This window comes from Alcanivorax quisquiliarum (genome assembly GCF_023051175.1).
Lineage (GTDB): Bacteria > Pseudomonadota > Gammaproteobacteria > Pseudomonadales > Alcanivoracaceae > Isoalcanivorax > Isoalcanivorax quisquiliarum.
The window spans coordinates 203,786-219,710 of the sequence record NZ_JALKII010000005.1; the positions used below are offsets into that span (position 1 = coordinate 203,786).

Sequence of the window (15,925 nt, forward strand, 5' to 3'; positions counted from 1 at the left end):
AATAAACTGTTCCCCGCGTGAGCGGAGATAAACCGCTGGAGCCGGGCATTGCCTTCGCCCGCGCTGCCTGTTCCCCGCGTGAGCGGGGATAAACCGTCACGGCATGCGCGGCTACCTTGTGCCACTGACTGTTCCCCGCGTGAGCGGGGATAAACCGGAGCGCATCACCGAGACGATGCGCAACCGGCACTGTTCCCCGCGTGAGCGGGGATAAACCATCAATAGGGTAGCCGGAATTGTGCCATTTATTCTATTCCCCGCATGAGCGGGGTAAACCGGGAACAGTTACGGCTGGGCCTGCCTGAAACGGCTGTTTCTTGCGCGTAATCTAGTGTGGTGCCCCAGAAATGTCTTTAGATGATCTGGTCAATCTGATCAGAACAGAATCGGCAGTGACAGCCCATGCAAAGGGTCACGAGTGCTGATGCTTGAGCGGCATAAGTTGGACCAGAAACTGTTTCACACAATCAATAGCCATCTGGATCGACATGATCTGGTGCTTCATGAAGGCAGTATTGTCGATGCCAGCATCATTGCCATACGCGGTTCAACGAAGAACGAGGATGGAAAGCGCGATCTGGAAACGCATCAGATTAAGGAAGGCGACGAGTGACACATGGGGATGAAGATGCACATTGGGGTCGAGGAATTGCTCGGGCTCATTCACAGCCTCGAAACGACACCTGCAAACGACATGGCCTGAATGTCGCAGCCAAGTTGTTGCATGGGCAGGAGGCGCGAGTCTGGGCGGATACCGGTTATACCGACGTACAGAATCAAGAGAATCTTGTTTGGGATAATTGTGCATGGTTTGTTGCCATGCGTCTCGGTCAGCGCAAAAAGCTTGCGTTATCGAAGAGGCGGAGCATATCAAGGTCAGCGTTAAAGCCAATGTTGGATATGCTTCTTTCTACATCAAACGCATGTTCGGCTATAGCAAGGCTCGCTATCGTGGTCTGGCGAAGGACAACACGCGGCCCATTGTCGCCTCTTGGTGAGTTCCTGTTCGCTGGATTTTCCCAAGTGGAGCTAGCCCTAAAACTGGCACCCTCCCACCCCAAGCATTAGACTAAATCCGCAAAGTTGTATATCTCCGCCCGGTCCCTGCGGTGAGCTCTCCTCACCAAAGCGGGAGCCATGATTCTCGGCGGGGCGCCCTGTGTCGGACATATCAACCACAAAAGTGCGGAGGCTGCATGAACGCGATATTCCTGATGGTGCTAGGCATGGGTGCCATGTTGCTGGGGTACTTCTTTTATTCCAGGTTTATCGCAGACAAGATTTACAGGCTTGATCCGAATTACGTCACGCCTGCGCACACGCTTCGTGATGGGGTGGATTATGTGCCCACCAACCGCTTTGTGTTATGGGCGCACCACACGACCTCTGTGGCGGGGGCTGCGCCGATTGTGGGGCCGGCCATCGCGGTGATCTGGGGGTGGGGGCCGGCGTTCCTGTGGGTAACGTTGGGCACGGTGTTCTTTGCTGGTGTGCACGATATGGGGGCGATCTGGGCCAGTGTGCGCAATCAGGGTAAATCGATTGGCACCTTGGCTGGAGGTGTGGTTGGTGCGCGAGGCCGAAATCTGTTTCTGGTTGTCATCTTTTTGCTGTTGATGATGGTCAACGCGGCGTTTGCGGTGGTGATCGCCAATCTGTTCGTAAGCACGCCGTCTTCTGTTATCCCGGTCTGGAGTGCTGTGATTGTTGCCTTGGTGATCGGGCAGCTTTTTTACCGTTATAAGGTGGGGCTGCTGTGGCCGTCAGTAGTCGGTTTGGCTGTGCTTTATACGCTGGTGATTGTCGGTAATAGTTACCCCGTTTTGCTGCCTGATGGTTTGCTTGGTTTATCGGCACGGTCGTTGTGGATTCTGATCCTGTTCGTCTATTGCGGTATCGCCTCGATGTTGCCGGTGTGGATGCTGTTACAGCCGCGTGATTATATCAACGGTATGCAACTGGCCATCGGGGTGTTGCTGCTGTTTGTGGCAGTGCTGATTGGTGCGCCGGACATCGTGGCTCCGATGTTCAATGATAACGTGCCGTCCGGCACGCCAGGCATTTTCCCGCTGCTGTTTGTAACGATTGCCTGCGGCGCTATCAGTGGCTTTCACGGGCTGGTGTCATCGGGGACTACCTCCAAGCAGATTGACAAGGAAACCGATGCGCGCTTTATCGGTTATGCAGGCGCGGTGGGCGAGGGCATGCTGGCGCTGGCGGCGATCATTGCGTGTACGGCGGGCTTTGCTTCGCTGGTGGAATGGGAATCGATTTATGACACCTTTGGTGGCGGTAACGTGGCGGCATTTGTTCAGGGCGGGGATGCAATCCTGAGCAACGGGTTGGGGTTGCCGGATGATCTGGGCGCTACATTGCTGGCCACGATGGTTGTGCTGTTTGCCGCGACGACAATGGATAGCGGTGTACGCTTGCAGCGTTATGTAATTCAGGAAACCGCCGAGCTGGCTGGTGTGCGTATCGGCGGTGTGATCGGCACCATCATTGCTTTGGGCTTCTGTCTGGCGCTGGCTTTTGGCGCAGGTGAGGAAGGTACTGGTGGCATGTTGATCTGGCCACTGTTCGGCACCACCAACCAGCTGTTGGCGGCGCTCACGCTGGTTATCCTGACGGTGATTCTGGTACGGCTGCGCCGGCCGACGTGGATGCTGGTCGGGCCGCTGGTGTTCCTGTTGCTGATGGCTATTTTCGGGCTGCTGGTGCAGTTGCGGCAATTTTACGAGGCGGGCAACTGGTTGTTGCTGGGCCTGGATGTGATCATTCTGGTGGCGGCATTGTGGGTGGCGCTGGAGGCGGTAACGGCCATCCGGCGTGGCGGCTCTCTGGAGCCAGAAGCGGGCGAGGAAGAACAACAGTGAGCGCAGCATGAAACAGAAGCAACGTTGTGCACTGCTGCGGCGTATTGACGCTGCGCTGACGGAGTTCTACGCCGCGCCTTATCGCCGTGCCGTTGGCCGTGCGCAGCGTGAGGAGGAGGATCTGTTCATGCTGCTGGTGTTCTCGGAATCCCTGGGTGTGCCGAATCCGGTCGGCTTCCATACGCTTGAGCTGATGCCGGTGTTGTACGAGCGTTTTCACGAGTGGCACACGCGCATGGGCATGGAGCGCTCGCCGCTGGAGCATGTCGGGTGCTGCTGAATCTTGCCCGGCAGCGGCGGGTGCTGTTTTTTGGCGGCAAGGGCGGCGTCGGCAAGACGACGATGGCGTCGGCAGTGGCAGTGATGGCGGCCGAGCAGGGGCGCCGGGTGCTATTGGTGTCGACTGATCCGGCGCACAGTCTTGGCCACTTGTGGGGGCGGCGCATTGGCCCCCATGCGGTGCCGCTGATGGCGGGGCTGGATGGCCTGGAGATTGATCCGGCGGAGAGCCTTGAGAGCCATCTCGAGCAGGTCGGGCGTTCGCTCCGCAAGTTGATGCCGCACCATCTGGCGGGCGAGGTAGACAAGCATCTTGCCCGCTCTCGTGATGCGCCCGGCATCCATGAAGCGGCGTTGCTTGAGCGATTGGCGCAAACCCTGATCGACGGCATGCAGCAGTATGATTTGCTGGTGTTCGATACGGCGCCTTCGGGACACACGGCGCGTCTGATGGCGCTACCGGAAATGATGACCGCCTGGACGGAAGGTATGCTGCGTCAGCGCGAGCGTAGCGACAAACTGGGTGCGGCCTTGCACGGGGCGGGCGGTGCGCAGGATATGGCCGCACGCATTATTGGCAAGGGCGATCAGATTCTGACGCCCGCCCAGCGCGACGATACTATTCGCAGTGTGCTGAATCGGCGTCGCGAGCGGTTTGTGGTGCTGCGTGATGTGCTGGCTGATACGCAGCGCACGGGCTTCGTCATTGTGCTGGCGGCAGAGCGATTACCGGTGCTGGAAACCATCGAGTTCGAAGGGCAGCTGCGGCGCGCTGGCGTGCCGGTGGCCGGGCTGGTGGTCAACAAGCGTATGCCTGCGCAAGCGGGTGATTTTTTTGCGGAGAAACAGCAGCAGGAGCAGCACTATCTTGCCCAACTGCGAGAGGCATTGCCGCAGTTGCCCGTTGAGGAGGTGGTCTTGCAGCGCTTGGAGGTGGCGGGAGAGGATGGCATCAGGGCGCTCGCCGGGATGCTTCGTGCGGAGTGAGCAGCGCCAGACAAGCGCAGTGTGTTGGAGTAAAGCCCAGCGTCTTGGACTAATGCATAGTGGCTTGTAATAAGGCGCAGCATGGGACGTCAAGGCGAGCAGCATGCTGGAATAAAACGCAGCACGCTGGGGAAGGAGTGCTGGGGAAAGGAGCGCTGGGGAAAGGAACATCGGAACATTAGAGCAGGGAACGCTGGAGCAAGCAGCCCCAGAGCAAGCAACGCAGGAACAAAAGCACAGCAACCCGGAGCAAAAACCTCATTAAGTCCGGGCGAAAAGATACGGCCAGGCCGAGCCGGGAAATTAACGGAATAACCACTCCAGTAACGAAGATGGCGCGGCGCAGTGATCGTGCCGTGCCGCACACCTCCACGCCAGCTTCGGTGGCCGCGCAGAGATGGCGGCGTGCCAGTTGTTCAGTCGAACAGATACTCGCGGATGCGGGCCTCTTCCTCGTTGACCAGATTTTTCTGCACTGATTTGTCCACCATCTTTTCCAGCTGGTGGTTCATGCTTTGGCGTAGTGCGCCGAGGAAGGTGGGCGGCGCCACCACCATCAGTGTTTCAAAGCGCTGCCGGTTGCGGCCAGCGTCCAGTGCTTCGCAGATTTCCCGTGCAAAGGCCAGTTGCTGTTGCTCGCGAATATCCGGTGCTTCGATGGCGCTGCGGCTTTCGTTGGCGCTTTCGAAAAGCCGGCCGGGCCGGTCGGTGTAAATGTCCTGTTCTCGCAAGCGGGATTCGGGGAAGTTGAGTTCGGTAACGGCGGTGAGGGGTTTGACGCGGTTGGCCGCATAGAAGATGCGCGCACGGGAGCTGTCGGCAACAACGATCCAGGTTTTCTCCATGGTGGCCTCCTTGGCGGTGGGGGTGGCGGGCCGGAAGCCGCCCGCCGCCCATGCGGGGGATGCTATCAACGAGGGTGGCGCAGCGCGGGGATTTTCTCAAGCATCTGCCGGGCCAATGCATCGCCCATGGCGCGGTAGCCGGCTGCGGAAGGGTGATAGCCGTCACGGGCCAGCAACGACGGATGTTGCAACTTGCCGTATGAGAGATAAGGCGTTCCGGTTTCCGCGCAAATCTCGCGCAGGGAACTGTCAAGCTGTGCAGCGCGGGTGCCGATGACGTAGCGCAGCGGTTGCGGCAGCGCCGTAAAGTGGCGCATGGGCGGCACGGGTGAGAAGCACAATGTGGCATGTGGCGCGAGTGCGCTGATCAATTGCCGCAGCTCGGCGCGCCAGCGTTTGAGCGATGTCAGCGCGGTGGTGTCGTTTACGCCCATCATGATCAGGATGATATCCGGCGCGTGCTCGTCGGGAGCCGTGGCAGGCAGTGGTTTGTCCAGCAGGTCAGCCAGGCGCAAGCCGTTGGTGCCATGGCAATGCCAATGGACACGACCGCCGATGCGCTGCGCCAGTGGGGCGGCGATGGCCGGCCCAAGGCCGTGCGCCTGTTTTTCCACGCCGACGCCCGCTACCGGCGATTCACCGATGACAAGCAGGCGCAGTGCGGGGCCTTCGCCGCAGTGGCCGTGCTGCGGCCCGGCGGCTTCCGGCAGGCGGGGAGTGCCGTGCCGGGTGTGCCGTGCCTGCCATAGCAGCAGTGGGCAGAGAACCAGGAGGAGCAACCAGAATCGCATCGTTTTTCCATTGTCGCGGCCGTGCCGAGTCAAGGCCGCGTTGTGTTGTTGGCAAGCCCTCCACCGAAGCTTTGCCGGGGATCAGGGGCAGGGATAGGTGTGGATGGCATGGATGGCATCCAGCTCCTGTTCCAGTTCCTTGTCTATGTTCACCGCCAGGCTGCCCAGGTTTTCTTCCAGTTGGGCGGTGCTGGTAGCGCCGATGATGTTGCTGGCGACAAAAGGCCGTGTGGTGACATATTGCAAGGCCAGCTGGGCCAGTGATACCCCGCGTTGTTCAGCCAGCGCCTGGTATTTCGCCGTTGCGGTGAGGCTTTGCTCGCTGGTGTAGCGGGAGAATTGCTTGAACAGCGTCAGCCGGGCGCCTTCCGGGCGCTGGCCATTGAGATATTTGCCACTGAGCATGCCGAAGGCCATCGGCGAATAGGCCAGCAGGCCCAGTTGCTCGCGATGGGCTATTTCTGCCAGACCCACTTCAAAGCTGCGATTGAGCAGGGAGTAGGGGTTCTGGATGGATGCCGGGCGTGCCATGCCAAGCCGTTCTGCCTCGTGGATGCAGGTCATTGCGCCCCAGGCGGTTTCGTTGGAAAGACCGTAGTGGCGGATTTTTCCCTGCTTGACCAGATCATCCAGTACCGCCAGCGTTTCGGCGATCGGCACAGCGTCGCTGTCGTCACGGTGCCGGTAGCCCAGGCGGCCAAAGAAATTGGTGCTGCGCTCGGGCCAGTGCAACTGGTACAGATCAATCACGTCTGTCTGCAAGCGCCGCAGGCTGCCTTCTATCGCTTGGGTAATGTGTTCGCGGTTGAGCCGGGGGCCGCCGCGAATATGGCTCATCCAGTCGCCCGGGCCGGTCACTTTCGTGGCCAGCACCAGATCCTGCCGCCGCCCGGTCTTGGCCAGCCAGTTGCCGATGATTTCTTCGGTCTTGCCGGCTGTTTCTGCGGAGGAGGGCACGGCATACATTTCGGCAGTATCAAAAAAGTTGATACCGTGGGCCACGGCCATGTCCATCTGGGCGAAAGCCTCTTCCTGGGTATTCTGGTTGCCCCAGGTCATGGTGCCCAGGCAAAGGGCACTGACGCTCAGGTCGGTGTTGCCAAGACGACGATATTGCATGCTCCGCTCCTGTTGATCGATGAGCCCGGATGATAGCGGCGCGCCGGACGAGGGGCCATCGCAGTGCGAGATGTGAGCCGGGCGGAGCAGGTTGGCGCGGGTTGGAGCAGGCTGGCAAGATGGAGCTTTGGTGCCAGATGGGGTTGAGCTTACAGCCGGGAGCAATCATGCAAAGTGAAGTGCAAGCAACGGAAAATGCGGCGCGAGCCACGGACAATGCGGCGCAAGCCACCAGCGCTACCGCCGGCGATGATCCGCTGCGGCAGCATCTTGGCGGCTTCCAGGCACTGGAACAGGAATTCGACTACCAGATTCCCGCCAGCGAGATCCGTGGCCGGGTGCCAGCGGCGGTGCGGGGCACTTTTTTTCGTATCGGGCCGGGGCGTAACAGCCTCGGCGGGCAGGCGTTCGGCCACTGGTTCGATGGCGATGGCATGATGCATGCCCTTACCTTTACCGAAAGCGGCGCCTGGTATCGCAATCGCTACGTGCGCACGCCGAAGTACCTTGGCGAAACCGCCGCAGGGCAAATCCGTTATCGCTCGTTCGGGCATAACGCGCCGGGTGGCTGGCGCAAGAACATCGGCCGCCCGCCCGCCAACTGTGCCAATACCAGCATGGTCTGGCATGGCGAGCGGCTGCTGGCATTGTGGGAGGGTGGCAGGCCCTGGGAACTGGATCCGGCCACGCTGGAGACGCGTGGCGAGTTCAGTTATGGCGGCAAGCTCCGGCTTTGGGAGCCCTTCAGTGCCCATGGCAAGGTGCACCCCGGCAACGGCTGCTACTACAACCACGGTGTCACCATGGGCCTGAGCGGCCCGCGCATCAATCTGTATCAGATCAGCCCGGCGGGGCAACTGGCGCGCAAGGCGCACTTCAATATCGATCGGCTGGCCTTTGTGCATGATGCCGCGCTGGGGGCTCGCCACTGGGTGTTTCTGGTGCATCCGTTGGCCATGGAAGGCATGGCGCCTTTTCTGTTCGGCCTCAAGACGTTTGATGAATCGGTCGCCTTCCGGCCCGAATGGGGCATGAAAGCCTATGTGGTGTCGCTGGATACGCTGGAGGTGGTGCGCGTGTTCGAGTTGCCGCCGTTTGCGGTGTTCCATGTGGGCAATTGTCGCGAGCGCGGTGACGAGCTGGTGCTGGAGCTGGTGCGCTTCGAGGATTACGCCGTCGCCGATACCTTGCGCAATGTCTTTGCCGGCGGGGCCGCAAAAGGCGGGGCTCTTTGGCAGATATCGCTGAACCTGCGCTCCGGCACCTCGGCGCTTGCGCCGCTGCCACAGCTGGCAACGTGCGAATTTCCCCAGTGGGATGAGCGTTTCAGCACCGCAGAGAGCCGATTTTTGTATAGCGCGGCGATCCTGGAAAATGGCACACCGGGTTTCTTCAATGGCGTGCAGCGGCTCGATACCGAAGCCGGCGAGCTGGCGATGCATGATTTCGGGCCGGGCCGGTTTACCTCCGAGGCGGTTTTTGTACCGGAAGGGGAGGCCGAGGGGGCAGGTTATTTGTGCGCGGTGGTGTATGATGCCGCCAGCGATCGCAGCGAGGTGGTGTTGCTGGATGCGCGCAGCCGGCAGCTGGAAGAAGTGGCCGCGGTGCCGCTGCGCAACCATGTGCCCTTCGGGTTCCATTGTGGTTATACCAGCCGAGCCTTTTTGCCCACCTGAACGGTCGTCGGAGATGAGCCTGGGTAAACAACCCCGAGGCGGCATTTATGCCGGTGAAACCGCTTGTTTTAGCGGGGGTGCTTGGGTAGAATGCGCGCTCTCTTACCCGATGGTGCGCCATCGGCTGGGTCATATTTGCCCGTAAACGCCTGAATTTGGGAAAGAATTTCATGAAAACCTTCAGCGCCAAACCGGACAGCGTAAAACGCGACTGGTATGTGGTAGACGCTTCCGGCAAAACGCTGGGCCGCCTGGCCAGCCAGATTGCTACTCGTCTGCGCGGCAAGCACAAGCCGGAATACACCCCACATGTGGATACCGGTGATTACATCGTTGTGATCAACGCTGAAAAAATTCATGTCACTGGCAACAAGGTCAGCGACAAGATGTACTACCGCCACACTGGCTTCCCCGGTGGTATCCGTGAAGCCAACTTCGAGACCCTGATTGCCAAGAAGCCCGAGCAGGTGCTGGAACTGGCCGTGAAGGGCATGATGCCGCGCAGCCCGCTGGGCCGCGCCATGCTGGGCAAGCTGAAAGTGTATGCTGGTGGTGAGCACCCGCACACTGCACAGCAGCCGCAGGCACTGGAAATCTAAGGGGTATTTGATGGCAACTGTAGCATCCAATTACGGCACTGGCCGCCGCAAGACTTCCGCAGCTCGCGTATTTCTGCGCCCCGGTAGCGGCAAGATCGTTGTCAACGGCCGTCCGCTGGACGAATATTTCGGTCGCGAAACTGCGCGCATGGTAGTGCGTCAGCCGCTGGAGCTGGTCGAAATGACCGAGCGTTTCGATATTCTGGTAACGGTTGCTGGTGGTGGCAACACCGGGCAGGCCGGTGCCATTCGTCACGGCATTACTCGCGCTCTGATCGATTATGACGAAGCACTGCGTTCGCCGCTGCGTCGTGCGGGTTATGTGACCCGTGATGCGCGTGAAGTCGAGCGCAAGAAGATCGGCCTGCACAAAGCCCGTAAGCGCCCGCAGTTCTCCAAGCGCTGATACAGTTTGTATGGCCCGAAAAGCCCAGCCGAATGGCTGGGCTTTTTTTATGGTCAAATCAGCCATTTATCGCGGCTCCGGTGGGTTTAATCCGGTTGTCAGCTGATGGCTTTTTCTTTACCATTTGCGGCGCCTTATTCCGCCCGGAACGTGGGGTCTTTTGCCTCGCGTCGACCGAACCACCCGAGCGTGGGATCCAGGGGAGATCATCTCGATGAGTAAAGACGGCGTAAACACCAGCCGGCGTACCTTTCTGATTGGCCTGACGTCTGCCGTCGGTGCTGTGGGCGCAGTCGGTGTTGCAGTTCCCTTTGTCAAGTCATGGCTGCCCAGCGCCCGGGCCGAAAACGCCGGCGCGCCTGTGCAGATCGACATCAGCAAACTCGAGCCGGGCCAGCGTGTGGTTCGCGAGTGGCGTGGCCAGCCGGTGTGGGTGGTGCGGCGTACACCGGAAATGTTGTCAGGCCTTGAGAAGCTGGCCGCCGGCAACGTGCTGGCTGATCCGGAGTCCGAAAACACCAACCAGCAGCCGGGCTATGCGCAGAACGCGCATCGCTCGATCAAGCCGGAAGTGCTGGTGCTGATCGGCACCTGTACCCATCTGGGTTGCTCACCGACGTATAACCCGCAACCGACGGTACAACTGGAGCAGGGCGGCTTCTTCTGCCCGTGCCATGGCTCCATGTTCGATTTCGCGGGACGGGTGTATCGCAGTGTGCCGGCGCCGACCAATCTGGTCGTGCCGCCGCATTCCTATCTCAGCGATGCCGTCATCATCATTGGCTCTGAAGAAGGGGAGACCGCGTGATGGGGATCATCAAAGGCACGGTGGATTGGGTTGATGCCCGGCTGCCGGTGGTCAACGCTTTCAAGAAGCACATGTCCGAGTATTACGCACCGAAGAATTTCAACTTCTGGTACTACTTCGGCGTGCTCTCGATGGTGGTGCTGGTCAACCAGCTGCTGACCGGCATCTGGCTGACCATGTTCTATTCGCCCACCGATGCGTTTGCCTCGGTGGAATACATCATGCGCGACGTGCAATGGGGCTGGCTGATCCGCTATATGCATGCGGTCGGTGCCTCTGCTTTCTTTGCGGTCGTCTACCTGCACATGTTCCGTGGTTTGATGTACGGCTCTTACAAGCCGCCGCGTGAGCTGGTGTGGATCTTCGGCATGATGATCTACCTGGCGCTGATGGCGGAAGGTTTCCTGGGTTATGTGCTGCCCTGGGGCAACATGTCCTACTGGGGCGCACAGGTCATCATTTCGCTGGCCGAAGCCATTCCGTTCCAGGTGCTGCCCTTTGTCGATGGCGCCGAAGCCGCTGCCATGGGTGAAGCACTTACCACCTGGGTGCGTGGTGACTACCTGCTCTCCGATGCGACTGTGAACAAGTTCTTCGCGCTGCACGTGGTGGCAATTCCGCTGGTGCTGGTAGCACTGGTGGTGCTGCATATTCTGGCGCTGCACGAAGTGGGTTCCAACAACCCGGATGGCGTCGAGATCAAGCAAAACAAGGATGAAAACGGCATTCCCAAAGATGGCATTCCGTTCCACCCTTATTACACAGTGAAAGACCTTGTCGGTGTGGTGGTGTTCCTGATGGTGTTCGCCGTGGTGATCTTCTTCTTCCCCGATGGCGGCGGCTATTTCATCGAGCGTCCGAACTTCGAACCGGCCAACCCGCTGGCCACGCCTGATCATATTGCGCCAGTGTGGTACTATGGCCCATATTACGCCATGTTGCGTGCTACCACCTTCAGCTTCCTGTTCGATGCCAAGACCTGGGGTCTGATCATCATGGGCGGCGCCATTGCGATCCTGTTTGTGGTGCCGTGGCTCGACCGTCATCCGGTCAAGTCGATCCGCTACAAGGGCATGGTCAGCAAGGTGACCCTGATGCTGTTCGCGGTATTCTTCCTGTTCCTGGGTTTCCTGGGGACGCAACCAGCGGATAACAGCTTCCTGGGTATCAGTTTCACCGGCTGGGCGCAGATCGGCACGTTCTACTATTTCATCTATTTCCTGGTGATCCTGCCGTTCGGTCACCGTTTTGAAAAGTCGAAACCAGTTCCGGATCGCGTCACAGGAGGCCACTGATGAAAAAGCTGGTTGTATTGCTGCTCAGCTGCCTTCCGGTGCTCGCGTTTGCTGCCGGTGGCGCTAACGAACATGTGGTTTCAGCGCCGCTGAATCTGCAAGACAAAGTGTCCGCCCAGCGTGGCGCGCAACTGTTCGTGAACTACTGCATGGGCTGCCATTCGCTGGAATATCAGCGTTATGGCCGTCTTGGCGAGGATCTTGGTATTCCTGACGAGTTGGTGATGCAGCATCTGAACTTCACCACCGAGCAGATCGGTGATCAGATGAAAATCGCCATGCCCAAGAATGAGGCCGCATTGTGGTTTGGTGCAGCCCCGCCGGATCTGACATTGATTTCGCGTTTGCGCACGCCGGATTGGCTGTATTCGTACCTGATAGGGTTCTATCCGGACGACAGCCGCCCCTACGGATATAACAACCGGGTGTTCCCGGCTGTCGGGATGCCGCACGTGATGGCAGACCTTCAGGAAGAGCTCAGCGAGGACGAGTTCAAGCAGGCGATGCTGGATCTGACCCATTTCCTCACGTATACCGCCGAGCCGATGCAGCTCGAACGGCAACGGCTCGGGGTCTATGTGCTGGTGTTTCTTTTCGTCCTGCTGATCCCGGCCTATCTGCTGAAAAAGGAATACTGGAAAGACGTGGAATAACACCACTTTTTTCAGTGCCAGACAGGCTGATCTGTACACAACGCCCGGCTCTGCCGGGCGTTGTGTCACAGCCGGGCGCACAAGCGCCCCGGCTCACTGGCCAGCCCGTATCTGAATTTCTAACCCCTGTCGCGGGAGACGACTTACCATGGCCGTTGTTACCAAGCGTTCCTCGATGACCTTTTTTTCCAATCCCCGGGATCATTATTGCCACCGGGTTCGCATTGTATTGGCAGAGAAAGGCGTCACCGTGGATATCGTCGATGTGGACGAAAACAGCAAGCCGGAAGATCTGGCGCAGCTGAATCCCTACAATGAAGTGCCCACCCTGGTGGATCGCGAACTGACGCTGTTCCAGTCGAACGTGATCATGGAATACCTGGATGAGCGTTTTCCCCACCCGCCGCTGCTACCGGTTTACCCGGTTGCACGGGCGCAAAGCCGTTTGCTGATGCACCGCATTGAGCGTGACTGGTCCGTGCATGTTGACGCGCTGGCGGCTGGTGTGGAGAAAGAAGCCGAGCTGAACAAGCGTCGCAAGGCGCTGCGTGATGGCCTGACAACGATCGCCCCGGTCTTTGTCGAGAAGCCGTTCTTCATGAACGACGAATTCACGCTGGTGGACTGCACCATCGCCCCCATTCTCTGGCGCCTGGCCTCCCTGGGTGTCGAGCTGCCGACCAAGCAATGCAAGCCGCTGCTGGATTACGCTGCGCGAGTATTCAACCGTGACAGCTTCCAGGCCAGCCTGTCTGAGCAGGAACGGGAGATCCGCAACCCGCTGTAAAGCGGGTTGCGGGCCGCGACGGCGGTAATCTGATGTCTGGCATGACACCTAATCGTCCGTACCTGATTCGGGCCGTGCACGAATGGATCTGCGATAACGGCCTGACCACCCATCTGCTGGTTGATGCCAACTATCCCGCCGTGATCGTGCCGCGGGATTTTGTCAACGACGGCCAGATCGTGCTGAATATCGCGCCGGCAGCGGTGCAGCACTTTGTGGCCGGTAACGAACTGATCAGCTTTTCTGCGCGCTTTGGCGGGCAGCCGATGGCCGTCGAAGTGCCGGTCAACGCCGTGTTGGCCGTGTTCGCACGGGAGAACGGTGAAGGCATGGCCTTTGAGCCGACCCCGCCACCGGCGGAGCCGACGCCACCGGAGCCTCCTTCCGGGCCTGGCGGGCGGCCAACGCTCAAGGTTGTAAAGTAACCCTCGCATTCGGAGCGCACCAGCGCTGACCAAGCCCCCGCCTGTGTGACGAGAATTGCTTCGTGCCAGAGGTGGGGGCTAACACTCAAAGCCGTAACGCAAGCCATGTGCTCCAGGCGCACCGATGCTGTATTCCCTGCTTCACCTCGCCCGGCATTAGCGGTATTGTGTCGAGCCTGCCGTCCTGCCGTGATAAAAGCGCTGGCCCGCCGGGGCCGAACGCAGGCGGACGCTATGGCCCGTGCGCCGTTGCCTTGTCAGGCATCGCGCCGCCGTTTTCTGATTCGGAGCCTATTTGCATGTTGGCAAGACTGACCCCCCGGGTGCGCATGTTGCTCACCCTGGTGCTGGTGGTATTTTCCATTCTGGCACTGCTGCGCATCGGTTTTTTCCTTTATTTTCTGCGGCCGCAGGCGGCGATGCACGGTGAAGCATTGTGGCGTGCGTTCTGGATCGGGGTGCGCTTTGATTTGCGGCTGGCGTTATTGGTGATGCTGCCGGTGGCCGCCCTGAGTTTCCTGCCCTGGCCGCTGCGGCTGCGCGATAGCCGCCTCAGTGGCGGCCTGCTGACAGGTTACTTGACCGTGGTGGCGCTGGCGTTGACGTCATTCTACGTTGCCGATTTTGCTCACTTTGCCTATCTCGGCGAACGCATCAATATCACGGTGAAAGAGTTTTTCAACGATCAGCGTGATTCGATGCTGATGGTGTGGCAAAGCTATCCTGTGGTGCGGTTGGCATTGTTGCTTGCTGTGTCGGGTTATATCGGCTACCGCTTTGCGGGCTGGCTGTTGGCGCGGTATCGCAGCCAGGTATGGCCGCAACGCGGCTGGCCGGCGCGGTTGATGGTGGTAGGGGTGTGCCTGGCGCTGTTCTGCGTCGGGATTCTGGGCAAGGTGACCAGCGTGGTGCCGCTGCGCTGGAGCAACGCATTCTTCTCCGGCAACGTGCAGATTTCGTCTCTGGGCCTGAACCCGGTGATGTATTTCTTCGATACCTACTCCAACCAGGGCACCAGCTACGACCGGGAACAGGTGCGCGCTCATTACGACCAGATATCCCGTTATCTGGGCGTCGACGAGCCGGATGCGGAAGCGCTGAACTTCGTGCGCCGCTCTGCCGGTAACGACAACACCACACGGCCTAATGTGGTGTTCATCATGCTGGAATCGCTGGGTGCCAACCGCCTGGGGCTTTACGGCAATCCCACCGGCGCCACGCCCCATCTGGATGCGCTGGCAAACAACCAGAGCCTGTTCTTCCCACGCTTTCTCGTGCCTGCCAGTGGCACGGCCCGCACGGTATTCGGCCTGGTGACCAGCATCCCGGACGTTTCCTGGGGCGGCTCCACGTCATCGCGTAATCCGGTGATCATCGACCAATATACCCTGGTGAATGAATTCGAGGATTACCACAAGCTGTATTTCATCGGGGGTGATGCGGGCTGGGCCAATATTCGCGGCTTGCTGGAGCACAACATTCACGGCCTGGAACTGTGGGAGCAGAAAGACTTCAATGCGCCCACTGTAGATGTCTGGGGTATCTCGGATCGGGAGCTGTTCAAGGCTGCGCACCAGCGCGCCAACGAAGTCGCCAAAGACGGCCCCTTCGTCATGTTCATCCAGACAGCGGCCAACCACCGGCCCTACACCATCCCGGTGGATGATTCCGGCTTCGAGATCAAGCAGCCGGATATGGACGAGCTGAGTAAATACACCTGGCTGGATCACGCGCAGTACAACGCCGCTCGCCTGCTGGATTTCAATATCAACTATTATCTGACAGAGCTGGTGGCCGGTTCGGAGTACGAGCGCAATACCATCTTTGTGCTGTATGGCGATCACAATACCCGAGGCACCTTCGGACAGCATATGAGCTGGAGCGAGTACCTCGGCCTGGATGGCTACCATGTGCCGTTTATCATCCATGCGCCGGGTATTATCGAAGAAGCCAGAGTGATGGACGTGAATGCCAGCCTCGTGGATATCCTGCCTACTGTGCTGGAGCTGGCCGGGCTGCCCTACGAGAACAGAACCATGGGCCGGAACCTGTTCGATATCGATCCTGACTGGAATTACGTCACTGTATTCGGCGGTGATCGCAGCGTGCGGCCGAGCATCGGCCTGATTGGGGCCGAGCATTATCTGCAAATGTATTACAACGGCGAACAGCCACGGCTTTATTCGTTGCTGGAGCCGTCACTGGATAACGAGCGCACCGAACTGGAGCCGGAGAAAGCCGCGCAGATGAAAAACCTGCTGGAAGGGCTGTATGAAACCCAGCGTTACATGCTGCACCACAATAAAAAGTGATCCGAAGGGACGGCAGCACAGCTAGCACTTGCTGTGCCAGCGTCCCCCTCTCCCCCAGCCCCTTAAT

16 protein-coding genes and 1 CRISPR repeat array (1 of these 17 only partly in view) are annotated in these 15,925 nt (G+C 59.4%); of the genes, 13 read left to right on the plus strand and 3 right to left on the minus strand.

The window, feature by feature from the left end; genetic code table 11:
* Window positions 1-218: direct repeats of the CRISPR family, unit length 29 nt; unit sequence CTGTTCCCCGCGTGAGCGGGGATAAACCG (it extends 5,732 nt beyond the left edge of the window).
* Window positions 219-424: 206 nt separating this feature from the next.
* From MU846_RS09380 to MU846_RS09395, 4 genes are all read left to right on the plus strand, one after another.
* Window positions 425-613: a hypothetical protein gene (locus tag MU846_RS09380; RefSeq protein ID WP_246952004.1), complete on the plus strand. Its 189-nt coding sequence runs from the start codon at window positions 425-427 to the stop codon at window positions 611-613.
* 583 nt (window positions 614-1,196) lie between these two features.
* On the plus strand, window positions 1,197-2,876 hold the full coding sequence (locus MU846_RS09385; protein WP_246952006.1) for a carbon starvation CstA family protein: 1,680 nt from the start codon (window positions 1,197-1,199) through the stop codon (window positions 2,874-2,876).
* Window positions 2,877-2,883: 7 nt separating this feature from the next.
* The gene (locus MU846_RS09390; protein ID WP_246952008.1) at window positions 2,884-3,156 is read left to right on the plus strand and encodes a cory-CC-star protein; all 273 of its coding nucleotides are present in this window, start codon (window positions 2,884-2,886) and stop codon (window positions 3,154-3,156) included.
* Window positions 3,147-4,142 (plus strand): ArsA family ATPase, encoded by a 996-nt coding sequence (locus MU846_RS09395; protein ID WP_246952010.1) that lies wholly within the window; start codon window positions 3,147-3,149, stop codon window positions 4,140-4,142. Before MU846_RS09390 ends, MU846_RS09395 begins: the two co-directional genes overlap by 10 nt.
* A gap of 416 nt (window positions 4,143-4,558) precedes the next feature.
* Here the strand turns inward: MU846_RS09395 and MU846_RS09400 are convergent, their stop codons facing one another.
* The 3 genes from MU846_RS09400 to MU846_RS09410 form a co-directional block, all read right to left on the minus strand.
* On the minus strand, window positions 4,559-4,987 hold the full coding sequence (locus tag MU846_RS09400) for a host attachment protein (RefSeq protein WP_246952012.1): 429 nt from the start codon (window positions 4,985-4,987) through the stop codon (window positions 4,559-4,561).
* A 65-nt stretch (window positions 4,988-5,052) separates the two neighbouring features.
* A complete protein-coding gene (locus MU846_RS09405) occupies window positions 5,053-5,778 on the minus strand; it encodes an SGNH/GDSL hydrolase family protein (RefSeq protein WP_246952014.1) in 726 nt (241 codons plus the stop codon).
* Between the two features lie 81 nt (window positions 5,779-5,859).
* A complete protein-coding gene (locus tag MU846_RS09410; RefSeq protein ID WP_246952016.1) occupies window positions 5,860-6,897 on the minus strand; it encodes an NADP(H)-dependent aldo-keto reductase in 1,038 nt (345 codons plus the stop codon).
* Between the two features lie 167 nt (window positions 6,898-7,064).
* Here MU846_RS09410 and MU846_RS09415 point away from each other — a divergent pair, with 167 nt between their 5' ends.
* From MU846_RS09415 to MU846_RS09455, 9 genes are all read left to right on the plus strand, one after another.
* The gene (locus MU846_RS09415) at window positions 7,065-8,573 is read left to right on the plus strand and encodes a carotenoid oxygenase family protein (protein ID WP_246952019.1); all 1,509 of its coding nucleotides are present in this window, start codon (window positions 7,065-7,067) and stop codon (window positions 8,571-8,573) included.
* A gap of 170 nt (window positions 8,574-8,743) precedes the next feature.
* Entirely contained in the window at window positions 8,744-9,172 is a 429-nt protein-coding gene (gene rplM / locus MU846_RS09420; RefSeq protein ID WP_246952021.1) for a 50S ribosomal protein L13, read from the plus strand.
* Window positions 9,173-9,182: 10 nt separating this feature from the next.
* Complete coding sequence (rpsI, locus tag MU846_RS09425) at window positions 9,183-9,578, plus strand: 30S ribosomal protein S9 (RefSeq protein WP_246952023.1); 396 nt, start codon at window positions 9,183-9,185, stop codon at window positions 9,576-9,578.
* 214 nt (window positions 9,579-9,792) lie between these two features.
* Complete coding sequence (petA, locus tag MU846_RS09430; RefSeq protein WP_246952025.1) at window positions 9,793-10,386, plus strand: ubiquinol-cytochrome c reductase iron-sulfur subunit; 594 nt, start codon at window positions 9,793-9,795, stop codon at window positions 10,384-10,386.
* On the plus strand, window positions 10,386-11,681 hold the full coding sequence (locus MU846_RS09435) for a cytochrome b (RefSeq protein ID WP_246952027.1): 1,296 nt from the start codon (window positions 10,386-10,388) through the stop codon (window positions 11,679-11,681). Before petA ends, MU846_RS09435 begins: the two co-directional genes overlap by 1 nt.
* Window positions 11,681-12,334 carry a cytochrome c1 gene (locus MU846_RS09440; protein ID WP_246952029.1) on the plus strand — a complete coding sequence of 218 codons (654 nt, stop codon included), beginning with the start codon at window positions 11,681-11,683 and terminating at the stop codon, window positions 12,332-12,334. Before MU846_RS09435 ends, MU846_RS09440 begins: the two co-directional genes overlap by 1 nt.
* Before the next feature lie 148 nt (window positions 12,335-12,482).
* Window positions 12,483-13,121, plus strand: a complete 639-nt coding sequence (locus MU846_RS09445; protein WP_246952031.1) for a glutathione S-transferase N-terminal domain-containing protein — start codon at window positions 12,483-12,485, stop codon at window positions 13,119-13,121.
* A 41-nt stretch (window positions 13,122-13,162) separates the two neighbouring features.
* Window positions 13,163-13,546, plus strand: coding sequence for a ClpXP protease specificity-enhancing factor (locus MU846_RS09450; protein ID WP_371738823.1), 384 nt, complete (start codon window positions 13,163-13,165; stop codon window positions 13,544-13,546).
* Between the two features lie 299 nt (window positions 13,547-13,845).
* The gene (locus MU846_RS09455) at window positions 13,846-15,858 is read left to right on the plus strand and encodes an LTA synthase family protein (RefSeq protein ID WP_246952035.1); all 2,013 of its coding nucleotides are present in this window, start codon (window positions 13,846-13,848) and stop codon (window positions 15,856-15,858) included.
* Window positions 15,859-15,925 lie beyond the last annotated feature (67 nt).